At 65.1% G+C, this 23,278-nt stretch carries 20 protein-coding genes; 16 read left to right on the plus strand and 4 right to left on the minus strand.

Going from position 1 to position 23,278, the window contains the following annotated elements:
* Window positions 1-64: 64 nt before the first annotated feature.
* The 4 genes from aguB to Q319_RS0105235 all read right to left on the minus strand — a co-directional run bounded on the left by aguB (window position 65) and on the right by Q319_RS0105235 (window position 3,121).
* Window positions 65-970: an N-carbamoylputrescine amidase gene (gene aguB / locus Q319_RS0105220; protein WP_029480992.1), complete on the minus strand. Its 906-nt coding sequence runs from the start codon at window positions 968-970 to the stop codon at window positions 65-67.
* A 72-nt stretch (window positions 971-1,042) separates the two neighbouring features.
* Window positions 1,043-1,801 carry a DUF4388 domain-containing protein gene (locus Q319_RS0105225; RefSeq protein WP_029480994.1) on the minus strand — a complete coding sequence of 253 codons (759 nt, stop codon included), beginning with the start codon at window positions 1,799-1,801 and terminating at the stop codon, window positions 1,043-1,045.
* A 136-nt stretch (window positions 1,802-1,937) separates the two neighbouring features.
* Window positions 1,938-2,483, minus strand: coding sequence for an SMC-Scp complex subunit ScpB (gene scpB, locus Q319_RS0105230; RefSeq protein WP_156039178.1), 546 nt, complete (start codon window positions 2,481-2,483; stop codon window positions 1,938-1,940).
* On the minus strand, window positions 2,480-3,121 hold the full coding sequence (locus Q319_RS0105235) for an L-threonylcarbamoyladenylate synthase (protein WP_051655127.1): 642 nt from the start codon (window positions 3,119-3,121) through the stop codon (window positions 2,480-2,482). Before Q319_RS0105235 ends, scpB begins: the two co-directional genes overlap by 4 nt.
* A gap of 57 nt (window positions 3,122-3,178) precedes the next feature.
* Between Q319_RS0105235 and pilC the strand changes: the two genes are divergently transcribed.
* From pilC to Q319_RS0105315, 16 genes are all read left to right on the plus strand, one after another.
* Window positions 3,179-4,399: a type IV pilus assembly protein PilC gene (gene pilC, locus Q319_RS0105240; RefSeq protein WP_029480998.1), complete on the plus strand. Its 1,221-nt coding sequence runs from the start codon at window positions 3,179-3,181 to the stop codon at window positions 4,397-4,399.
* Window positions 4,400-5,072: 673 nt separating this feature from the next.
* A complete protein-coding gene (locus tag Q319_RS0105245) occupies window positions 5,073-5,801 on the plus strand; it encodes a TnsA-like heteromeric transposase endonuclease subunit (protein WP_029481000.1) in 729 nt (242 codons plus the stop codon).
* Window positions 5,798-7,864: a DDE-type integrase/transposase/recombinase gene (locus Q319_RS0105250; protein ID WP_029481001.1), complete on the plus strand. Its 2,067-nt coding sequence runs from the start codon at window positions 5,798-5,800 to the stop codon at window positions 7,862-7,864. Before Q319_RS0105245 ends, Q319_RS0105250 begins: the two co-directional genes overlap by 4 nt.
* Entirely contained in the window at window positions 7,865-8,971 is a 1,107-nt protein-coding gene (locus Q319_RS0105255) for an ATP-binding protein (protein ID WP_029481002.1), read from the plus strand.
* On the plus strand, window positions 8,968-10,815 hold the full coding sequence (locus Q319_RS0105260) for a TniQ family protein (protein ID WP_029481003.1): 1,848 nt from the start codon (window positions 8,968-8,970) through the stop codon (window positions 10,813-10,815). The genes Q319_RS0105255 and Q319_RS0105260 overlap by 4 nt, the downstream gene beginning before the upstream one ends.
* Before the next feature lie 126 nt (window positions 10,816-10,941).
* Complete coding sequence (locus Q319_RS0105265; RefSeq protein WP_162178621.1) at window positions 10,942-11,313, plus strand: DUF2511 domain-containing protein; 372 nt, start codon at window positions 10,942-10,944, stop codon at window positions 11,311-11,313.
* Between the two features lie 62 nt (window positions 11,314-11,375).
* Complete coding sequence (locus Q319_RS0105270; protein WP_029481005.1) at window positions 11,376-11,804, plus strand: DUF2511 domain-containing protein; 429 nt, start codon at window positions 11,376-11,378, stop codon at window positions 11,802-11,804.
* 114 nt (window positions 11,805-11,918) lie between these two features.
* Window positions 11,919-12,611 carry a LexA family protein gene (locus tag Q319_RS0105275; protein ID WP_051655128.1) on the plus strand — a complete coding sequence of 231 codons (693 nt, stop codon included), beginning with the start codon at window positions 11,919-11,921 and terminating at the stop codon, window positions 12,609-12,611.
* The gene (locus Q319_RS0105280) at window positions 12,608-13,381 is read left to right on the plus strand and encodes a DUF2726 domain-containing protein (RefSeq protein WP_156039179.1); all 774 of its coding nucleotides are present in this window, start codon (window positions 12,608-12,610) and stop codon (window positions 13,379-13,381) included. Before Q319_RS0105275 ends, Q319_RS0105280 begins: the two co-directional genes overlap by 4 nt.
* Window positions 13,378-13,593, plus strand: a complete 216-nt coding sequence (locus Q319_RS0105285; protein ID WP_029481008.1) for a hypothetical protein — start codon at window positions 13,378-13,380, stop codon at window positions 13,591-13,593. The genes Q319_RS0105280 and Q319_RS0105285 overlap by 4 nt, the downstream gene beginning before the upstream one ends.
* Window positions 13,594-13,822: 229 nt before the next feature.
* A complete protein-coding gene (locus Q319_RS25355) occupies window positions 13,823-14,623 on the plus strand; it encodes an endonuclease III domain-containing protein (RefSeq protein ID WP_156039181.1) in 801 nt (266 codons plus the stop codon).
* Between the two features lie 102 nt (window positions 14,624-14,725).
* Complete coding sequence (gene dcm, locus Q319_RS25360) at window positions 14,726-16,489, plus strand: DNA (cytosine-5-)-methyltransferase (RefSeq protein ID WP_162178622.1); 1,764 nt, start codon at window positions 14,726-14,728, stop codon at window positions 16,487-16,489.
* Window positions 16,461-17,633 (plus strand): ATP-binding protein, encoded by a 1,173-nt coding sequence (locus Q319_RS0105300; RefSeq protein ID WP_029481010.1) that lies wholly within the window; start codon window positions 16,461-16,463, stop codon window positions 17,631-17,633. The genes dcm and Q319_RS0105300 overlap by 29 nt, the downstream gene beginning before the upstream one ends.
* Window positions 17,626-20,223, plus strand: a complete 2,598-nt coding sequence (locus Q319_RS0105305) for a Z1 domain-containing protein (protein WP_029481011.1) — start codon at window positions 17,626-17,628, stop codon at window positions 20,221-20,223. Before Q319_RS0105300 ends, Q319_RS0105305 begins: the two co-directional genes overlap by 8 nt.
* Window positions 20,220-21,212: a PD-(D/E)XK motif protein gene (locus Q319_RS0105310; RefSeq protein WP_029481012.1), complete on the plus strand. Its 993-nt coding sequence runs from the start codon at window positions 20,220-20,222 to the stop codon at window positions 21,210-21,212. The genes Q319_RS0105305 and Q319_RS0105310 overlap by 4 nt, the downstream gene beginning before the upstream one ends.
* Complete coding sequence (locus tag Q319_RS0105315) at window positions 21,209-23,185, plus strand: AIPR family protein (RefSeq protein ID WP_029481013.1); 1,977 nt, start codon at window positions 21,209-21,211, stop codon at window positions 23,183-23,185. The genes Q319_RS0105310 and Q319_RS0105315 overlap by 4 nt, the downstream gene beginning before the upstream one ends.
* Window positions 23,186-23,278 lie beyond the last annotated feature (93 nt).

Genomic DNA, 23,278 nt, shown 5'->3' on the forward strand with positions numbered 1-23,278 from the left:
ATCTGACCTCCCTTGCATGATCTCCATTGCAGGCCAGAAAGTTTGAGGGGCCTTCTCTCCAGATTCAGCCCCGCCGCGTCACCCCGTCCACGGTCAGCAGCGGACCGTACAGCTCCGGGCGTCGGTCCCGGAAAAAGCCCATGCCCGCGCGGAATTTACGGGCCTCGGCCAGATTCAGGGTATGGGTCAGCGCGCCCTCGTCGGTGTCGCCGAATTCGGCCATCAGTTCTCCGGTGTAGTCGCTGATGAACGAGTGCCCGTAGTACGTCTGACTCAGCCCGCCAACGACTTCGGTGCCGATGCGGTTGGCCGCAGCCACGTAGCTGGAATTACTGACCGCGTGGCCCACCATCGCGCGCTGCCACATGTGGTGGGTGTTTGGCGTGTCCACCTCGGCGGGTTCGCTGCCGATGGCGGTGGGGTACAGCAGAAAGTCCGCGCCCTGAAGCATCATCACGCGGGCGGTTTCGGGATACCACTGGTCCCAGCAGATACCCACGCCGACGCGCCCGAAGCGGGTGGGCCAGACCTTGAAGCCGGTGTCGCCGGGGTTGAAGTAATACTTTTCCTCGTAGCCGGGGCCGTCGGGAATGTGGGTCTTGCGGTAGTTGCCCAGCACGCTGCCGTCCGCATCGATGCAGACCAGACTGTTGTAATGCGCCTGCCCGGCCCGCTCGAAATAGCTCAGGGGCAGCACCACGCCCAATTCACGCGCCAGATTCTGGAAGCGCCCGATAAAGGGATGGGCCTCCTGCGGGTGGGCCAGGGCGAAGTAGTCCTCGCGCTCCACCTGACAGAAATACAGGTTCTCGAACAGTTCGGGCAGCAGGATCACCTGCGCGCCCTGAGCGGCAGCGTCGCGCACATGCGCCTGGGCGCGGGCCACGTTGTCGTCCAGCGTGTCAGTGACGTGCATCTGGATCACGGCCAGTTTCACGGTCTGGGCGGGAAGGTGGGAAGTCCGGGTCATGCGCCGAGGCTACCCGATTGCGGTTCCGGGCAACGGGACCCAGATCACCCGAGTCAGTTCACCCGGCCCAGCTCACGCGGGGCGCACCAGCACGCTGTCCCCGGCGCGCAGGCCGGTTCTCATCAGCAGTTCGGCAGGAATCAGCAAAGAGTTGGACAGGTTCGGGCCGCCGCGCACCGGCAGGGTATGGACCTGCCCGTCGTCGGTTCTGATGGCGATGTCCTGTGGCGGGCGCAGCATGTCCTCCTTCCAGCGCTTGAGAATCAGTTCGTCGATAACAGCCACGCCCCGGACCTCGCGGGTCACGGCCACGCTCAGGCGGGCCACGCGGGACTTGCGCGGCGCGATCAGCTTGATCTGGTGCATCTTTTGCAGCAGCTTGCGGGCGTCGGGGTCCTGCGACAGCACGGACACAGGCCGCTGGACCTCGATCTGCTTGAGAATCGCCTGTTCCTTGAGGCCCCAGCGGATGCGCGCCACCCGTTCCGGCGAGGTGAGCTTGGCCGGGCCGGTGTAGGGCAGCGGTTTTTCCGGCAGACCGTCCAGCACCTCCAGCGCCACGTCGTCCAGATTGACGTTCAGCAGCGGATTGGGATGCACCACGCCCTCGTCGAACTGAAAGCGGCCCTGCGGATCACGCAGCAGGCGCAGCAGGGCGGGCACCCCGGTCTGGGCCGCGAACTGGAAGTGCCGGACCCGCTGGCCTTCCAGAAACGCCTGAAACGGCCCGTCCGCGCGGTGAACGGTCAGCACGCCCGTGCGGCCCTGCTCGCTCAGCAGGTACATCAATTGCAGGAAATCAAAGGTTTCGAGGCTGGTGGTGTTATTCATGGGGGTGTTGGGGGCAGGTCGCGTTTGTACAGTGGGTCTATTTGCACAGTGAGTGTAACGGCAAAGGCCAGAAGTCAACGCGCCCTCCGGGGGGGGACTCCACCCGGATACCCCCGACGCCCACTCCAGCCACTTCCTAGCCGCGCAACAGGTGGGAGAACCCGCCGTCCTGCAACGCCGGAAGGTCTTCCAGCCCACCCAGGCCGAAGTCCAGCAGGAAGCGCGCGGTGGTCCCGTACAGCAGCGGGCCGCCCACTGCGTCCGAGCGGCCCACCACCTTGACCAGTTCACGTTCCTGCAAGGTCACCACTGTGCCTGCGCTGCCGCCGCGCATGGCCTCGATCTCGGCGCGGGTCACGGGCTGGCGGTAGGCGATCACCGCCAGCACCTCCAGCGCGGCGCTGCTCAGCGCGGGCAGCGGCGGCGGGGCCAGCAGCGGCGACAGACGGGCAGCCAGCGCGGGCGGCACGATCAAACGCCAGCCTCCCGCCACGGCCTCGGCCACGAAGCCCAGATGGGCCGCCGCCAGGGTATGCGCGAACGCCTCCAGTTCCCGCACGGCGGTGGCCTCGGGAATGTCCAGCGTCTCGGCCAGTTCACGCGCGGTCACGGGCCGCCCGGCAGCCAGCAGCGCTGCACCGATCAGGGCGGACAACCGGGGCGGGGAACTGGCCTCCGTCACGTTCGCAGTCCGGCCAGCAGCGCGGCCACTGCGCCGTCCAATGGACCGGAGCGCAGCACCACACCTGCGGGCAACTGGACCACGGTGCTGGCCTGCCCACCAACTGGCCGCCCGTCCACATTCCCGTATTGCAGGTCAGGCAGCACGAAATCCGCCAGCGCCATGTCCTGCGCCTGGGCCGCCGACAGGGCCGGGGGCTGGCCGCTGGGATTGCAACTGGTGGTCAGCAGCCGTCCGCCGCAGCGCCGCAGCAAGGCCAGCGCCAGTGGATGGGACGGCACCCGCAGCCCCACCAGACCACCGGGGGCCAGCGTGGACGGCGTGCCTGGCAGGGCCGGGGTCACCAGGGTCAATGGGCCGGGCCACAGCGTGGACAGGGCCGAGAGAGCCGCGTCCGGCTGGGCCAGTTCCAGCGCGGCGAGGGCGTCCTGACACGACACCTGCACCGGGCGACTGGCGGCGCGGCCCTTGACCGCGTACAGACGCTCCACACCTTCCGGGTGATCCGGGAGAATGGCCAGCCCCCAGACCGTCTCGCTGGGATAGGCCACCACACCGCCCCGCTGAAGGACAGCCCAGGCAGCGTCCACCGCAGGAGCGGCGTCATTTGGGGCAAAAAAGGTCTGGGATTCAGGCATAGGATGCGGCGCTTGTAAGGCCAGCGCAAGACCGCTCCAGATTATACTGGCCCCAATATGGCCGTCTTCGAATACCGCGTGCGCGACCGCTCCGGCAAAGTCCTGAAATCCCAGATGGAGGCCGAAACGGAGGCCCAGGTCCGCGACACCCTGCGGGCCAAGAACCTGATGATCGTCGAGATCAAGGCCCCCAAGTCTGGCCTGAACGCGGACCTCAAGATTCCCTTTCTGGATGACCGCCCGCCCAGCCTCAAGCAGGTGTCCATCTTCAGCAAACAGCTTGCCACACTGATCAACGCCGGGGTGCCGCTGGTGCAGTCGCTGGCGGTGTTGCAGGGTCAGATCGAACACAAGGGTTTTCAGAAGACCGTGAAAGCCCTGCGCAGCGAGGTGGAGGCGGGCACCCCCCTGAGCGAGGCCCTCGCCAAGTATCCCAAGGTCTTTAACCGCCTGTATGTCAATCTGGTGCGCGCCGGGGAAACCAGCGGCACCCTGGATACCGTGCTGGAGCGTGTCGCCGCCTTTCAGGAAAAAGAACTCGCGCTGCGCGGCAAGATCAAGAGCGCGTTGACCTACCCGGTGGTGGTGCTGGGCTTCGCCGTCCTGATCACCTACTTCCTGCTGACCACCATCGTGCCGCAGTTCGCAAACATCCTGGCGCAGCTCAACGCGCCGCTGCCCTTCATCACCAAGATGCTGATGGCGGTGTCGGAATTCCTGCAAAATTCGGCCTGGCTGCTGGTGGTTTTCGGGGTGATCATCACGTTTATTTACCGCTGGGTGTACAAGATGCCCAAGGGCCGGATGGTCATCGACGACATCAAGCTCAAGCTGCCCGTTTTCGGCAACCTGACCCAGAAAAGCGCCATCGCGTCCTTCGCGCGCACCTTCGGCCTGCTGATCAGCAGCGGCGTGAACATCATCGAGGCGCTGGAAATCACCAAGGGCACGGCAGACAACGCCATCATCGAGGAGACCATCGAGAACGCCAAGAACGTGGTGATGGTCGGCGAGCAGATGAGTTCCAGTCTGGCGACCAGCAAGGTCTTTCCGCCGATGGTGGTCAGCATGATCGCCATTGGAGAGGAAACCGGCGCGCTGGACTCGATGCTCTCCAAGGTGGGCGACTTCTATGACCGTGAAGTTGATGAGGCCGTCGAAAGCATGACGGCGGCCATCGAGCCGATCATGATCGTCTTCCTGGGCGGCATCGTCGGGACCATCGTGGCGGGGATGTTTTTGCCCATGTTCAGCATCATCGGTACGCTCAGCCAGTAGCTGTCGAATTAAGCTGGAGATGTCACTATAAAGATCAAAATGTCAGCACCCCCTCCTAACCCGCCGATAAGGCGGGTTTTGTGCGTCCAGATCGACAAAAATCACATTTTACACGCACGCGTGGTAGCCTCAAAAACTGCATAAACCACTGTATGGACATCTTGAGCTTTATGGATTTGAAGAATTCAATTACCTGGATGCCGTCCAGAACGGTATAAAACGACATAAAGCTCAGATGTCATCTATAAAACAAACATGTCATCACCACAAAGCGCCGTCCAACACGTTGTTTTTGCGACAAAGACGAACATAATGATAAAAAAGATGACATCTTGAGCTTTACAAAATTTTTGAGGAAATCTAGAATTCACCGTCTGGAACGATGTGTTGCTGTATAAAATAAATGTGTCATCTATAAAGCTAAAATGTCATCACCCATTTGGGGGTCAGTCCATGAGCCACATCACAGGGCCGCCGACCTTTATCCTTCTGAGCGACACCTTGACCGTCCTATGACACCTGTTACATACTGACGTTGGCACCCCTGGTGCAGCGTCTGCCCTGGCCTCTGGCTGATGGGTCGGCTTTCGCCGTATGCCGGGAACTGGTGTCCAGGGAGAACTGCCATGACTGCTGCTCCAGAACCCAACCCGCCCTCAGTGCAGGTGACGCCGTGACCTTCACCCTGCTGTACAGACCAGTGGGCGCCCTGACAGCCCTGCGCGGTGACGTCAGCCTGCTCCGCAGCCTGATCACCTCCAACCTGGAGCCCGTACGTGACATCCCGAACTACCACGGCCAGGTCAACAGGATCGGCTGGTACGCCTCCACCAAAACTGGCAACCACCAGCGCTTCGAGTCCGGTCTTGAGCGGCTGCGCATGCAGTTCCTGGACTTCGACGCCGGCGTTGCCACCTTCGCCGCGCAGCCCTTCACGCTGGAGTGGTCGGAAGGACACAAAATACGTCGCTATACCCCGGACCTGCTGATCATCCGTCCCGGACGCACCCGACTGGTCGAGGATGTCAAACCCCTGAAATTCCACAACTCCCCCAGACTGCAACCCGCCCTTGAGGCTGCCCGCGATGCCCTGGGGCCCATCGGCGTGGAGTTCGAACTGTGGGCACCGCCTCCCCCCAGCATGGTGCGCAACATCCAGTACCTGGCGGGCTACCGACACCGGCCCGCGGGGCTGATGACTTACCTTTCTCCACTGCTGACCCTGCTGCGCGAGCGCCCGCACACGCTGGCCGAACTGGCTAAGCGTGCCGGGCCGCCGGCGCTGACCCGCCCGGCGATCTACCACCTGATCTGGGACCACCGCATCGAACTCGACCTCACCCGGCCGCTCTCGCACACCACCGTGCTGACGGCCACACGCCTACCCGGCGAGGCCGCGTGAGCCGCCTGGCCGCCGGCGCCGCCGTTCACTTTCAGGGCAAGGACTACCTGGTTCTTGGCTTCGACGCCGCCGGGCAGGTTCAACTGCGAGGCGAGAACAGCGCCCTGCATGTGATGGACCCGGGTGATCTGGTGGGCGACCCCTCCTTCGGCTTTGAAGGCGTGGAAACCACGCCGCTCTCTCCCCAGCAACTGGCCTGGGACCACCTCAAAGGCGATGTCAGGGCCGACGCGCTTGAACGTGAGGAACACGTCCAGGAAGTTCTTACAGGCCACCGGCTGGGCCAGCCCGACGCGCGCTTCCCCGGCGAGCCGCGCGCGGCCTACGACGGCACCAGCCAGCGCCAGCGGGTGTCTGCCAAGGCCGCTGAACTCAGCATCACCACCCGGCAGGTCTCCCGCTGGATCCAGAGCTACCGCGCAGCAGGCCAGCACCCCTCGGGACTGATCAACCGCAAGGCCATCCAGGTGTCCTCCCGGCTCGGAGACGCAGAGGTGGTGCTCGGTGACGCCATTCTGCGGCTGGCCAAACAACGCCAGGACGACAGTGACCTCTCCTTTATCACCATGCGTGACCTGGTCGAGAAAGATCTCAAAGCCCGGGGGCAAGACACGCCCCTGCCCAGCCAGCCCACCTTTAACAAGCTGATCAAGCGCTACGCCCCGGAGCTGACCCACTCCGCCAAGCGCCGGCAAAGCGACGCCAGCCGGGGGAAAAAACGCCCCTTCGGCAAGATCGTCTGCGTGCGGCCCGGCCAGTACGTGCTGCTTGACATTACCCCTTTCGATGTGCTGGCCCGCAGCGAGGTCGACGGCCACGAGTTGAAACTGAGCATGATCGTGGCGATGGACCTGTACTCGCGCGCCATCGTGGCCGTCCGCCTGGTCGAGACCGAACCCCGGGGCGTGGACATCACCACGCTGATGCTGGACATCGTCCATCCAGTGCGCGCCCATCCCTCGTGGCCCACGCTCCCCGAAGACGCGCGGCTGCCCTACCTGGGCGTTCCCGAGGGCGTCATGCTCGCCTCTCACGAGATGCCCGAGGGTGAACCACTGCTCAACGTCCCCCCGGTCCTGCCTGAGTCGATCATGGTCGACAACGGCAAGGTCTTCATCAGCCGGGAACTCCGTGAGCTGTGCCTGCGTCTGGGCACCGACATTCTGCTGGCCCGCCCCGGAACAGGCAGCGACAAGGCGCACATCGAGCGCCTTTTCAGGCACATCCGCCAGGCGCTGGCCGAGCGCCTGAAAAGCTATGTCGGCCCGCACGTTCTGGCACGCGGGCGCCGGGTCAAGCCCTTCCACTTTCAGTGGGAGCTCCAGTTCGAGCTGATCCAGTGGGTGGCTCGCTACTACAACCACCGGCCCCACGACGGGCTGTGTCACCCGCGCACCCCCAGGGTCAAGCTCACCCCGTCGGAAATGTTCGCCTTCGGCGTCTCGCACGCTGGACACCTGACCGTGCCGCTGGGCCGTGACGCCTACTACCTGGCCCTGCGGACCGAGCTGCGCACCATCTCGGACACCGGCGTGCGCATCGACGGCTGGCAGTACGACTCGGCCGTGCTCAACGACTTCCGGGGCCAGGAGTCCCCCTACCTGGAACTGGGCCGGCGCTGGCCCTTCAAGATCGACGGCCGTGATCCCACCGTGATCCACTTCCAGCATCCCCAGACCCTGGCCTGGCACGAGATCACCGAACGCGACGCCGACTGGCGTTCGCGCCCCTTCCAGGACGGGCTGGCTGATCAGGTCAAGGTGGTGATCGAGGAGCGCAGCGCTCAAACTGAAAAAGACCCCCTGCGCGCCGTGCGCCAGGACATGGACGACGCCTACGCCACCCGGGTGGCCCAGACCAGCAAACGCGCCGCGCAAACCGCCAAACAGGTCCTGAGCGGGAAGCAGAAACAGGAAATCTCCCGCCGTGAGGCCGCCGACGCCCAGCGTCAGGCCATGACCGGGAAAACCAGGGTCAAGAAAATCAAGGCCAGCGCGGCCCCCGAAGCTCAAAACCCAGACACCGATGACCACCTCTTTGAAGTTGTCGGGGATGAATTTTAGATGGCCAAAGTCATCCTCCCCTTCGGCTCCCCCGCCGACGCTGATGGCAACGCCATGGACGACAGCATCTACACCTACGAGGGCTGGCGCGCCTATGTGAACCGCAAGGCGGCCACCCAGCCAGCGCGGCTCTCACGGGAGGAGTACGGGGCGCTCTCCAGCGCGGATCAGCTCGCCCACGACGAGGCCCGCAAGAACTACATCATGCAGTTTGGCCCGCTCAACACGCCCATGCTGGACATGGCCAAAAAATGCATCAAGGAACAGACTGACGCCAACATGCGGGCCCCGCGCGACCAGGTCAAACCTGGCGTGGTGATCGACGGCGACGCCAACCTGGGCAAGACCACCATGGCCAAGGCCATCGCACGGCAGTTCGAGCTGGATATCCGGTCCAGAGCCACCTTCCCGGACAAAGACTCGGAGCACCAGTTCATCCCCGTGGTGCACGTCACGCTGCTGCGCGACACGACCCCCAAGGACATGGCACAGGCGATCTGCGAATATCTGCATGCCCCGACGCGTGGCCGCCCGACCGAGAGTACGCTCGTCAAGGCCATCTACGCGGCCATCGAGCGCCACACCATCCTGATGTTCGTGATCGACGACATCCACTTCCTGCGGGTGCACTCGCAGAGCGGCCAGGAAACCTCAAAGTTCCTCAAGTCGCTGATGAGCCTGACCGGGGCTACCTTTGTCTACATCGGCGTGGACGTCGAGAAGATGGGCATCTTCAAGGAACAGGACGAGAGTTCGCTGGCCTCCAGTCAAACCGCCTCGCGCTTCATTCACCTGCCCATTCCCCCTTTCAAGAAAGGCACCGACACCTGGGTGAAGCTGCTGGAGAGCGTGGAGAAACACCTCCCCCTGCTGGATCACGAGCCTGGCACCCTGAAGCGGTGCGCCGCCCTGCTCTACAACCGCACCAACGGCAGCGTGGGGCCGCTGATGAACCTGCTGCGCACACTTGCCGTGAAAGCCGTGGGGAAGGGCGAGAAAATCGACGCCGCAAGCCTGCGCAGCGCCCTGACAGACTACCGCTCCACCATGGAAGGCAGTCTGGATGACGTCCCTCCGCCCGACGAAACACCCGGCGAGACGCCATGAACCGGCTGCGCCCCCTGTCCACCGCCATCAGACCCCTGGAAGGCCCCGAGGGGCCGGAGGCCTTTGCCAGCTACGTGGACCGTCTGGCGGCCGGACAGCTCATTCCCGTTCCGGTCTCGACGATCATGTATCACACCGGACTGATTTCAGAAGACGCGCATGACGCCCGGATGCCCGTGGGCTACGGCATCGACCTGAGCCCGGGGCAGCGCCTGGCCTTCGCGCGCGCCTGCCGCCTGACGCCCGAAAACATCCAGCAGATGCTGCTGCGCGACCTCGACGGGGTGGTCTTTGACCTGACGGGCCTGAACCTCCAAGACATCAACAGCATCATGACCGTGACGCGCAACGAGTGGTCCGGAGCCAGCGGCTCAGCCTGCTGTCCAGCCTGCCTGGAGGAGAACGGCGCCTGGCGGCTGCGCTGGAAACTGTGGACCTCGTTTGTCTGCCTGACCCACGGACTTCTGCTGGTGGCTCGCTGCCCCCGCTGTGAGCGCCGCACGGGCAACTACCGTCCCGATCTGGGCAACCAGCCGCGCTTCATCACCCACGTGCCTGTCCCGGGGCTGTGCGCCAACCCGCTGGGCAAGGGCGTGGCTGGAACCGGCCGGGCCTCCAGACCCTGCGGCTGTGACCTGCGCGAGGTCGAAACGGCGGACCTCTCCAGTGAGAGTCGGCTGCTTGAAGCGCAGCACAAGATCAACGCGGTGCTGGACGGCGCGGCACCAGCAGTGCTCGGTGAACCCGTGACCCCTGTGGCCTACTTCGGGCACCTGCGGTCCCTGCTGGCCCTGGCGCGGCACGCCGGACAACCCGGCGACCTGGGAACGCTGCCGCTGTTCCTCGAACAGGCCTGGCAACAAGCCTGCGAGGGGCGCGACGATCTGCGGGAAGTGGAGGCGGGGAAACGCGGCACCGCGTTCCACGCCTACAAGGCCGCCCCTGACGATCCCCGCCTGGTGGCCGCCATCCTCCCCTGGGCCGTGGAGTTGCTGGCCTCCCCGGATCAGGCCGGCATCACTGAGGGGCTGCGCCCACTGGTTGAGCGCTCCCGCACCATCCGGGGCAGCGCTGTGCGCGCCCTGGGCCGGGACTTTCACCTGGACGGGCCGCTGGCCGCCGCGCTGAATGAGGTGATGGCCCACCGGGCGCTGACCCACCGCACCGTCGGCCACCTCGCAGCCTCGGGCACGGGAGAGTACCGGACCTTCAAAACCGAGCATGTTCCCCAGCTGATCTGGCAAGAAGACTATGACCGCGACTTCCGGCCACTGCTGGAGGGGCTAAGCATCGAGGAACTCTCAGCGCGCGTGGCCGTCAGCATGGCGCTGGTGCGCCTGACTGGCCAGTACAGCGTCGCGGACAGCGCCTTCCCCCTGGGACTGGGCGGCCTGTTCAAGGGCGCGAGCACCAACCCGATGATGATCCACCTGGGACAGACCGGGGACAAGGACGCCTTCGCACGGGCCCTTCATACTCTGGCCACACGGCTGGAGGGTCCGGGGCCCCACCGGGACTACCGCGCGGCGCAACAGGCCCTCGAGGACTTCGTGGAACTGGACGCGGACGCCTGGGAAAACTGCCGCAACGCCGCCGGACTGCAACCAACCAAGTCCGCCGCGCTGCAGCGCAACGCCGCCGCCTGGATCTGGGCGCAGATCCTGAGCAGCCATCCCAACTTCTCGCCGGCGCTGAGATCAAGGGCGTCGGCACAGGCTTCAGCGCGGGAGATGTACCGCCGCTTTGAGGCAACGCATCTGAACACCCTGAGAGAGGCACTGACAGTGCAGGCCCGCTGGATGGAGGAAGAACTGGGCCTGGCACCACCTTCCTCGAGCCCCTGACGCCGACATTTTCCGGTCCGCCTCCAGCACCTAGACTGAGAGGCAAGAAACCGAACGGGGCGTGTGGTCACAGATCAGCCCGCAGATCAAAAGTGCCGGGCGGTCAAGACCAGACCTGAGGTATTCGTGGAAAACAAGCGCAAGCTTCAAATCATTCTCAACGTTGTGATCACGCTGTCTGTTGTGGGGATCCTGTGGGCCAGACTTTCAGGAAACAACGTCTACAACCCTGGAGGTTCTACCAACATCAGCGCCAGAGATTTCGGCGACCGCTGGCCCTTTCAACCAGACACCGTCATCCTGGCCTGCCACTCCGCCGACACCGTGACACTCGTCCATCCAGAAACGAGAAAAGTCTACGCACTGAGTCAGACGGCCATAAACTTTGGCGGCGGTTGGGGGGCGTATCAAACCCTGCTGCGCCCCGGCACCCCAGATGAACTGCTGCCCGAACTTCTTCGGCGTGGCCTGAAACTTTGTCCACCCCGCCGAGACTGAGGCAAACCTGCTGCCGATTTTGTCTTCCCTGGAACCGATCAAAATGCATCAGGAAACCCAGTATGCCGCTCAACCGGGGATGGGTAACGCGGGGCTACTCAACCACGCTCGAGGTGTTCATGCACGACAAAAATAAATCCCGGACCATCATCAACATGATGTTGATGGTTGCCATAGTGGGAATTTTATTTACCAGATTTTCAGGGATCAACGACCACAGACCAGGAGGTCAGACCAGTGTTGGCGTCGAAGATTACGGTGACCGCTGGCCGTTCCAGCTCGAGGAGGTGATTCTGGCCTGTCCGTCACCAGACAGGGTGATTCTTTACAACTCGGCAACCATGGAGACCTATGCGTTGAGTCAGGCCGCCTCAGACTTTGGGGGAGGGTGGTATCCGTATCAAACTCTTTTGCGTCCCGGCGCTTCAGATGAAATCATCCCTGAACTCCTTCGACGTGGCCTGAAACTCTGCCCTCCCAGGCGGACTTGAAGCTACGCAGGTGGGCGCGCCACGCCACGCCATGACATCCGACAGCCGCCTGACGGATCCAGACCGCCACTTGCCTTCCCGCCGCGTCTATGTCTAAACTATGACAGGTGTCATATGACTGAAAAAGAACTGACCGGGCGGCCGCTGGATGTCCTTCAAACCGTCGCAAAGCTGGAGAACACGGGGGAGCTGGTGACCTTGCAGCGCGTCGCAGCTGAGCTGGGCCTGCCCCGGCAGAACATCTGGAACTATGTCCGCGCCCTGCAAGAACGCGGCCTGGTTGTCTACACCCCCACCGAGCGCTTCACCACCCCGATCCGTCTGAGCGAGGAAGGCTGGCGGGTGTCCGGGGTAAAGAGCACGGCAACGCGCGACCTGCGCTTTCCGATCCTGGGCCTGGTCGCCGCCGGGCAACCCATCCTGGCCGACGATCAGGTGGAGGCCTACGCCACCCGCTTGCAGGACGTGCTGGACCTGCGGGAGGGCGACTTTCTGCTGCGCGTGCGCGGCGACTCGATGACCGGCATCGGCATCTACTCCGGCGACCTGGTGGCGATTCACCCCAGCGAGGAGGAGCCCAACAGCGGAGAGATCGTGCTGGTGCTCGTGCCCGGGGAGAATACGGCCACCCTCAAACGCTGGCGCCGCGACAACGGCACCGTCACGCTGATCAGCGAGAACCCCACCTGCGGGCCGATGGACTTTTCCGTGGAGAACGTGCAAATCCAGGGATGCCTGGTTGGCCACATCGGCACGGGCCGTTCACGGCGCAGCTCCAGCACTGACGTTTCCGGGGACCGCTCGTGACCGCAGTCCCCCGGAGCGAAGTCCCCCCACAGCCCCCACCAGTGGTGCGCTACGCCGAACTGACCCCGGGGGACCGCCGCGTGCTGCTGGTTCTGGGGGCCAGCGCTGGCGCCTGCTCAGTGGATGGGCTCTGTCTGGCCCTAGATGACACCCCAGAGGCCCTGCAAGGGCGGCTGCGTGGTCTGGCCGCCCTGGGCATGGTGGAGGCCTGTCCTGAGGGCTGGGCACTGGCTGAGGAGCTGCGGGTCCGGGTGCGGCAGGACCTCAACGCTGCCGTGGGCGCCCGGCTGGTGGTGGCCTGCGCGCAGCGTCTGCGGGGCTCGGGCCTCACCGCCGGCGAGCGGGTTCTCGCCCGGCTGTGCTGGGAAGTTTTTGCACCACACGTGGTCACCACGCATGTTCCGCTGCGCCAGGTGCTGGACCTGCAAGGGGTGGGCGCGCTCCTCGACGATCAGGACCGCGCCTTCCTGGGCCACGGCAGCGCCCATCTCGATGTCCTGGTGGAACACGCCCGGACCGGAGAGCCGCTGCTGGCCCTGGAACTCGACGGCCCGCAGCACCGGGAGAGTCCACAGCGTGAACGGGACCTGCGCAAGGACCGCATCCTGCGCGTCGCCGGTCTGCCCCTGCTGCGCGTGTGGACCGATCAGACCGAGCCGCCCAGAGAAGGCCTGCTGCGCACGCTGCTGGACTGGCGTTTGCGCGGCGCGCTGGCCGCGCCGGAGGTCCGTGGCCTGTGCTCGCCGGCCCTGCTGGGAGCGGGGCTGTGAAGGTGATCAGGGACTCCCGACTGCTGCTTCAACCCGTGATCGCCGTGCCCGTGTTCCGCCTGCCCGCAGAACCCGCCATGCCCGGCAACCGCGTCATCACGCAGGCACTGGTGGACGGCGAGACCTGCGTGATCATGGGTCTGGAGAGTGACCGCCCCGCGACGCTGGCGTGGCTGGACTCGTTTGAGGGAGCTGGCACCGGCGGTGGATAAGGGGCCGCGCTGGCGAACAGCTTTCACGCTGGAGCTGGGGTGCTTTGCAGCATGGCGGGCGGATGATCCAGTCTGGCAGGCAGATCAGTGAAAGAGTGAAGTCGTGGCTGGCTGGAAACCTCATCTTCCTGTGGCGATCAGCGCATGTCCCCCCGTCATTCCCGACGTCTGGCCACAGAAAACCCTGCAAAAAGACCTGGCTGCTCAGCACAACCGCTGGCGCCGCCGCATGATGACTCACTTGCTGGAGAATCAGGGTCTCTTTCCGCTCATGGAGCAGCGCACCGGGAACGTCCCTGCCAGGGTCCGCAACCTGATCAACAGGGAGGCCAGCAAACAGCAGGTGTTGACCCGCATCTTGCAGGAGAGGTACCCGGACCGGGATCTGGGCAACCACACTGATCCCCTCGACGAGCTGATCTACATCATGATCTCGCGCCGCACACGCGAGGGGGCCTATCAGAATGTCTTCCGCCGCCTGAAGGCCCGTTTCCCCGACTGGGGACAGCTAGCAGGGGCGGAGACGGAGGTGATTCACGCGGTCATCGGGACCGCCGGCATGGGGAGCCAGCGTGCTGCCGACCTGAAGCAGGTCATGGGCCTCATCCACGACCAGTTCGGACTTTACAGCCTGGACGAGTTGCATGACTGGACCGACGACCGTGTCGAGGCTTTCCTGACCACCCTGCCGGGAGTCGGCCCCAAGACGGCCTACTGCGTGCTGATGTACGCGCTGGGACGCGCCGCCTTCCCGGTGGATGTCCACAACCTGCGCGTCCTCGCCCGCGTCGGTGTTTTCCGTGAGGCCGGGCTGGACCTCATGCGCTTTGACCACAAGCGTGGTCAGGCCGTCCTCGCTGACCTGATCGCCCCGGGGCTGCGCCACTCCCTGCACGTCAGTCTGGTGCTGCACGGCCGGGAAGTTTGCCAGGCACGGCCGCGCTGCAACGGGTGTGCAGTGAATCATCTGTGCGATTTTTACCGCACCACGCAGCTTCAGAGAAGTGGTGATTCCATTCACCCCACCTGATCCACGGCAAATGCCACTGATCTGTCTCCCGGTCCTGCTGGCAGGGATAGATCTGCGCTGTGTGAGGGAGCAGTAAGAGGCTGACCCGCTATGCTGGGGGTAATGTCAGCCGCGCTTTCCCCCGATTCGGCTTCTGCATACCCGCAGGATGCCATTCTCTCGCCAGCGCAGGCCGCTGAGGACGTGTTCACATCAGCGCCCGCAGCGAATGGACGGGGGCTCCACGACGGTCCCAGGGGCCGTGTGGTCTCCAGGGCTGACCACCGCTGGCGTGACGCCATGGACCGCAAGCTGCAAAAACAGCGCGGCGGTAATCTCCAGGAAGCGAGGGGCGTGCGGCAGGCCGTTGAGGAACAGACGCAGACCCTGACCTCGGCGCTCAGCGCACTGTACGCAGATCGGCTTCCCGGGACAGGCAACGCGCCGGCCACCCCACACCTGTTCGCCGTCACCCATCTGGAACGGGTGCTGCGCCGCACCCGGCTGCTTGAGCCGCTCGGCGTCAGCGTTGAGAGCCTGGATGTACAGACCATGGAAACTGAGGTGCTGGCTGCCCTGCCCCCCTCACTGCGGGACGCTTTCTGCGCCGGCGCCGCCCTGCACGGCGAGGCCGTCTGCCAGGCACCCGTTCCCCTTTGCGCCTCCTGCCCCCTGCGCCTGCTCTGCGCCACCGGGCGTGAACACCTGCGCGAGCAGTCCCACGCCGAGGAACGCCTGACCCTGGTGGATATGTTCTGCGGGGCCGGCGGTCTCTCTGAGGGTTTCCGCCGCGCGGGCTACCGCACGGTCCTGGCTGTCGACGCCGACGAGCACGCCATGCGCACGTACCGCCTGAACCACCCCGAGGTCGACGCCGGCGCCATGCTGTGCCGTGACATCCGCGACTTCCGGGGGGAGGCGGAGGCCATCCGGGAAATCGTCGGCGAGACTCCCATCGACGTGCTGGTCGGTGGTCCGCCGTGTCAGGGATTCTCGCGGGCCGGCCTGCGCGCCAAGAGCGCCCACGGCGCGGGACCCGCCACCGAGGATGAGCGCAACCACCTGTTTCACGAGCTGGTCGATCTGCTCGAGGTCCTCCGGCCACGCGCCATGGTCATGGAAAACGTCCCCGGCATGAGCGAGGTCAAGTATCAGGACGGCACCACCTTCGTCGATGCCGCGCGTGGGGCGATGGAGTCAGCGGGTTACCAGACCACCACCTGGCTGCTCAACGCGGCGGCCTACGGCGTGGCCCAGGACCGCATCCGGCGCATCATCGTGGGCATCCGTGGTGGTCCGGCGCCGGACAGGCCGCCTGAGCCCACCCACCACGCACCCACCTCACAGCACGCGGTGGACAGCCTGAAAGACGGGTTGCAGCAACGGGCCATCACCCTGGGCGAGTGCCTGACTGGCCTCCCGCCGCTGGGTGTCGATGAGGGGCAGAACATCACTGCCCTGAACGGCAGGCTGCTCACCGGACACGTCTCGCGGTTCAACAACCCCGCCGATCTCGAACGCTTTGAGGCGCTGCATCCGGGTGAGTCCTACCGCAAGTTGATCGCCCGACTACCAGACCTGAAGTGCTATGGCGACGAAAGTTTTCCCGACAAGTATTACAAGATGCGTGCGGATCGCCCCGCGCGTACCATCGTGGCCCACCTGCAACGCGACGGCAACGGCTACATTCACCCGGATCAGGTCCGGTCCATCACACCGCGCGAAGCGGCGCGCTTGCAGAGCTTCGAGGATGACTACCTGTTCACCGGCCCCCTGACGAAGGTCTTCAAGCAGGTGGGCAACGCCGTGCCGCCCCTGCTGGCCCGGGCCATCGGCAAGCACATCAGAAACCACCTGGATGAACTGGACCGTGACGCGCGAGGTTGAGATCGCCCCCAGCCCTGCGGGCACGCTCGCGGCCCTGACGGGCGCGGGTTACACCGTCCACAGCGCGGTCGCCGATCTGATCGACAACGCGGTCAGCGCAGGTGCCCGGGAGATCAGCCTGAGCCTTGACCTCGGCGGCGAGGGCACGCTGACCCTCCAGGATGACGGTCACGGTATGGACGGCGATGTGCTAATCCAGGCCATGAAAATCGGCTACATGCACGGGGAGGCGAGGAACGCGCGTGACCTGGGCCGTTTCGGGACCGGCCTGAAGGCCGCATCTCTCTTTCTCTCAAAATCCGGCCACTTCACGCTGGGCAGCGCCCGGCCCGGGGAGCGGGGAACTGTCGCCACGCTGGACACGGACCGCATGGCACAGACGGGCCGCTGGCTCATCGGTGTCCAGGACGACGTTGATCTGCCTGTCGGCACCACGGTGCGGATCGCTGCGCCGCTCCTGGCACTGTCCCCGGAGCTGGCCTCGGCGGAGATGCAGAAACTGGCTGCCCACCTGCGCTGCACCTTTGCCACCCACCTGGCCGATGGGCTGAGAATCTGCGTGCAGGGCAACCCGCTGCGCCCCTGGTCACTGTGCAGTCCCGAGCTGCCGGAAGTCAGCAGCCTCAGCCGTGTGAGGCTCGACGACGGCCGGGTCCGGATCACCCCCTTCATTCTTCCAACCCACACGGATGACCCTGAGGTTGAGGGACCCCTGGGTCGCCGCGATCATGCCGGCTTTCACGTCCACCGCGCCGGACGCGCCCTGACCCTGGGCGGCTGGCTGGGACTGGGCATCGGCAGGCAGCACCGTGCCGCCAGTGACCGTGTGCGTGTGCTGGTGGACATCAGCCCGGAGCTGGACCATGACTGGCGCGTCAACCTGTCCAAGTCGGGGTGCACCCTCCCGCCGCGTCTCAAGCCGCGCCTGCGTGACCTCCTGGATGACGTGCTGGACCGGGCTGGACGTCAACGTGGGCCGCAGGACCGGGGTGTTTCCCCTCCAGCGCCTGCGAACGCCCTGTGGCAGGGAAACGCCATCTGGCGCGATCACCCCCTGGTGCAGGATGTGATGGGGAACAGCCGCGCACCTGAGGGTGTGGCACAACTGCTGGCCCAGCTTGAGGAGGAACGCCAGCATGGCTGAAAACACGCGCCAGACCAGAATCGAGCATGCCGCCGAGATCACGGGAAATATGCTGACAGCGTTCCGGCAGACTGCTGGCCGCCCCGCCGGGCCTGCGTTTGTTCGCCAGCAGGCCACCCAGACGCTGGACACCCTGGGGTATGAAAGTGAACTGCTGGACGAGGTGGTGTGCGAGATCGAGCGCTATCAGGATGTTGCACTCGAGGGGGTGTTCATCGTGTCTCCGGACGTTGGAGAAGCTGAGGACACCGCCGTGTGGCAGCTCCCGCCCACCTCGCCGCTGCTTCAACGCTACCTCCAGCAACTGGAGCGTGAAGGCTGGTCCGCCGGGGCGCGGACGAATCTGAAACAGGTCACCCGGCGCATCCTGGGCCTCTGCGGCAACCCCCGGGTGGCGGGAACCTGGAACCGGCGGGGCATGGTGGTGGGAGACGTGCAGTCGGGCAAAACAACCAGTTACGTCAGCCTGATCTGTGCGGCCATCGACGCTGGCTACCGCAACATCGTGGTGCTGGGAGGGCGCACCAACGACCTGCGCCACCAGACCCAGGAGCGCATCGACCTGGGCGTAACGGGCATCGAGAGCAGCGGTCTCAACGTCGCAAAGACGCGCATCGGGGTGGGCCTGATCGGTCAGATCCCCGGGCTGACCATGCTGTCCCTGACCAGCCAGGACCATGTCGCTGGCAACGGAAAGGGCAAGAAGGGCGGGGACTTCGACAAGCGCCGGGCCAACCACAACAACATCGCGGGCTCGGCGGTGCGAATCGCCGTGATCAAGAAGCACGCCACCATGATCGGTCACGTGGCCGACTGGTTGCAGTCCAACGGTGAACTGGCCGCCGAGCCCCTGCTGCTCATCGACGACGAGGCCGACGACGCGTCCATCGACACCAACGATCCTGATCAGTCTCCCACGTCCATCAACGGGGCGATCCGCCTGCTGCTTCAGCGCGCAGGCCGCAGCACCTACGTGGCCTACACCGCCACGCCGTATGCCAACGTGATGATCGACCCGGAGGCGCGGGGTGAGAAGCACGGTGACGACCTGTTCCCGCGTGATTTCATCGCGCTGCTCAAACCGTCCCCGAACTACTTCGGGGCCCGCCGTTTTCTGGAAGAGGAGGACGGCCTGAGTCACACCGTGAAAGTGGAGGACGCCGGGAACTGGATCAGCAAGGGGAGTGTCGTGAGCGACATGCCCCCCAGCCTGAGTCAGGCCATCCGTGAATTTGTGCTGGTCAGCGCGGTGCGCCGGGTGCGCCGCGCGCGGCTGGGCCTCGACCGGCAGCACGAGAGCATGCTGATCCACTCCAGCGTCCGCACTGGCGCACACGGGAAGATCCACACGCAGGTGCAGCGCGAGGTTGATCGCCTGCAAGCTGGATGGGACTTTCCCGTGGCAGAGCCAGGAAAGGTTCCGCAGGTGGAGACCGAGTTCGGCGAGACCTGGGACAGCCTCAAAGACCGGCAGGATCCAGGGCAGACCGTGACCTGGAACGAGCTATGCCCCCACATCACCGACGTGTTTGAACGCCTGACCACCGAGACCATCAACGGGGTGACCAAGAAGGGCCTGGATTACCGCCGCGCCCGCAGCGGTCCACTCACGGTGATCGCCATCGGCGGCACCAAACTCAGCCGCGGCCTGACCCTTGAGGGGCTGACCACCAGCTATCACCTGCGCGCCAGCCTGCAACACGACACGCTGATGCAGATGTGCCGCTGGTTCGGGTACCGCATGGGCTATGAGGACCTGTGCCGCCTGCACGCCCCGGGAGACCTGCTGCATGCCTTTTCCGGGATCATGGAGTCTGACGAGGAGCTGCGGGCCGAACTTGAAGAGATGGCGAGCATGGGTGCCACGCCGCTGGACTTTGGCCTCCGCATCCGCACCTCGCCGGGCATGACCGTCACGGGGCGCAACAAGCTCAAACATGCCATAACCATTCCCCTCTCCCTGGCGGGCCGGACCCTGGAAGTCACCCGCACTGCACTGACAGATGCGGCCTTCAACGATGAGCTGATGCAGGGGCTGGTGAGCGAGCTGATGAATGGACAGGGCCAGCAGCGCCCCGGGAGTGAACACGTCTGGGATGACGTGCCCTGGGAAACGCTGCAAGGCCCGCTGGAGGCGTTCCGGGAGCTATCCAGCACCCTGGGTCTGAACGGCAAGCTCGCCCGCTCACTGGCGTATGTGCGCTCGGCGCAGGACGCCAGCCCGCCTCGCCTGCGGCGCTGGACGGTGGTGCTGGCCGGACGCCAGGGCACCCCCGAACCTTACGGCGATATCAGCGTGGTGAGGGTCACCCGAAGTGCCCGGGATGAGGACGGGGTGCTGAACTTCGGGGCCATCAGTAACCCCAGCGATGAGCGGCTGGCCCGTGGTACCTCGGAGGGCAAGACACGCCAGGCCGTGAAGTCCACCCGCCCCCGGGACGAGGGACTCCTGATCATCTATCCGATCATCACCATCAGGACGGATGTGCGCACCAGCGGCTTTGCCCTTTCCTTCCCCGGGGACGCTGAGATGCGTCGTCACAACTACACCCTGAACCCGGTGGCCCAGGCTGAGGAGATGCGCGCATGAAGCCCAGTGAGCTGTGGTCCCGGATGGAGCGTGGAGAGGTCCCTGTGATGCGGGCGGCCATCAGAATCAGCGGTGATTCCACGCTGCTTTGCCTGCGTGGTGGTGACTGCGGCGACGGCGAACTTGCGCTGCGGCTGCCACTCGATACTGACGTCCAGCGTCTGCTGGACCCCTGGGACGGGTTGATCCTCACCCGCAGCGCTGGAGAGGCCTTTCCAGGGCAACAGGTGATCCGCATCGCCCCCGCCGACGCGGGCTACCGCGACCTGTACACCCACCTGGCCGACGACCTGCATGACCACCTGCTGGGCGCCGGCGGTGCGGGAGCCGCCGTGCGCGTCGTGCTGGCGCGCCTGCGACTCTGGGGAGGGTTCCTGAAGCGCAGCACGTCGCTGCTGGATGGACGGACGGTCCGGGGGCTGTTTGCCGAGCTGTGCGTTCTGGAGCGTTTTCTGGTGCCGGCGCTGGGCTGGGAAACCTCGCTGGGCGTCTGGAGCGGGCCGGCTGGCAGCGCACAGGACGTCATGACCGATCACCTGGCTCTGGACGTCAAGGCCACCCAGGTGGAGGACCATGTGGTCACGATCAGCAGCGTTGAACAGCTTGACCCGCCCGGGACGCGGGCGGTCCGGCTGCTTCAGGCCCAGCTCAGCGAGGGTTCCGGCGAGAGCTTGCAGGCCCTGGTCAGCCGCCTGCAAACCCTGGCCGCAGCCAGCGGGGCGGACACCATGTTTGCCGCGCGCCTGACCCAGGTGGGCGTGACCACACAGGCGCTTGACGACCTCCCTGAACAGCCGATGCAGGTCCAGAGCTGGACGCTGCACCGCGCCGACGATCCTGGTTTTCCTGCCCTGCGGCGCGCCGCACTGCCCGACGGGGTCATCAACGCCACCTACCGCATCGACCTCTCGCGCTCAACAGCACAGCCAGCAGATCTCAGCGAACTGCCCGACCTGCTTGGGCGGACCCATTCAGGTAAAAATTCATGACCGCGATTCCCACTGACGCCACCGGAAATCTCAACGAATACACCAGAGGCATGCTCGAGTCGCTTGAGCGGCAGGCCGACCAGGACGGCTTCTCCATCGAGCGGGCGCTTGTTCAGTCATGCAGCGAGAGCCTCCAGGAGCTGTCCCAGGCCCCTGAACTGCTCTGGGTTGACGTCCGCGTCGCCGGCAGCCGGACCCAGCCCGGGCTGCTCGCCCATGCCTGGGCGGTTGACGAGCTCGACCGCCTGCACCTGGCCGGGGTGCTGACGCGTGACGGCGTCTCCGACGAGAATCTGCCCTATGTCTTCAGCAAGAAGGAAGTAGGCGACGTCTTGCAGAGAATGCTCAACCTGGCGAGTTATCTGCGGGACGGGAAGACGCTGAGCGACGAGACCCACCCTGCTGTTGCGGAATTCGCGCGGCAGGGCCGCCGGATTCTTGATGATGATGCCCCGGAAGTCGTGCTGCACCTGATCACCCCGGGGCACTACCGCAGCACGTTGCCGCGCGTCAGTCTGCCTGGTCTGATCGTGACGCCGCGCGTGCACGACATCGCCTGGTTCTGGAAGATCACCCGCGATGAACCCAGCGAGCAACTTGATTTCCGTCAGCTCCCCGGCGGCGGCCTGCCCTGTCTGGTGGCCAGCGAGCACGTGGACGGAGAACCCAACGTGCTGCTCACCGTGATTCCAGGCGGCCTGCTGGCCGAACTGTACGACGTCCGCCGCGACGAGCTGCTGCGGCGCAACGTCCGCATCTACCTGCGTCAGACCCGCAAGGTCAACCGTGAGATGGCGCTGTCGGCGCGCACCGATCCACGCCGTTTCGTGGCGCTGAACAACGGCATCTCGGCGGTGGCGGCCAGCGTCAGTCTCAGCGCCGACGGCCGTCACATCGAGACCATCAACGACCTCCAGATCGTTAACGGCGGGCAGACCACCGCCACCCTGCACGAGGTCTGGAGTGACCGGCGCCAGCCCAGCGATCTGGCCGGTCTCAGCGTGCAGGCCAAGATCACCATCATCCCCCCTGACACAGACGCGAGCGACGAGCTGGCCCAGAGCATCGCTCTCGCCGCAAACAGCCAGAACAAGATCACGGCGAGCGACCTGCTGTCCGGTGATCCCCATGAGCGCAGCCTGCAGCGCATTTCACGCGAGCGGCGCTACGTCAGTCAGGGTGTGGAAACTGGCTGGTTCTACGAGCGCATCCGTGGTCAGTATGCGGGCATGCTGGCGGCTGAGGATAAGGACGCAAAGAGCTATCCCTCAGATCAGGTGATCACCAAGACTTACGCGGCGCAGCTCGCCATGGCCTGGGATCGCGAGCCTTACCTGTCCTCCCTGGGTGGGGAAAAGGCCCTGGCCGTCTACAAGAAGGAGCTCAAACGGAAGGCGGGGAGCCGCACCCTTCCAGAGGCCACCGAACAGGACTTTGATCATCTGGTGGCCCTTGCCATCATCCGCCGCGAGGCCGACGGACCCATCGCAGCCGAGGGCACACTCAAGCCCCCGCTGGGGTTTTATCTCCTGGCATGGCTCGCGGAGCATCAGGGAAATGAGACCGATCTGAACCAGATCGCCCGAACTGGCGTGCTGCCCGAGCGCCTGCTGGGTGTCATCCAGCAGATCACGCCCCGGATCTCCAGGGTCATGCGCTCGGAGCCAGCGAGCGTGCCACACGAGGGAGAGCGCCCCAAGAGGGCCGACTGCTGGAATGCCGTCCGGGTGATCATCCTAGATGGGTCGGTGCAGAGCACCGACGGCCGCCGCGACTTTACCCGGCAGGACTGGCAAGCAGCGCTGGTCTGGGCGCAGGGCAAGCGCAACAAGGTCCTGCGGGAGAAGATCATGCGTGCCAGGAAGATCGTGCAGATCGGCCAGTCGTTGCAGAAGCGAGAGTTTCTGGTCAGTGTGATGCAGGAAGCCATCGACGGCGGCTTCAAGATCGACCTCAGCAGGGTGGCGGTGTGACCACTCGCCATCCGCAGGAGGCCGGGCAGCTCATTTCCTGGCCCCGACGGCGACCGGGCGATGCGCCGCGCACTACTCAAGTACAAGTTGCAC

It is taken from the genome of Deinococcus marmoris DSM 12784 (genome assembly GCF_000701405.1).
Classification (GTDB): domain Bacteria; phylum Deinococcota; class Deinococci; order Deinococcales; family Deinococcaceae; genus Deinococcus; species Deinococcus marmoris.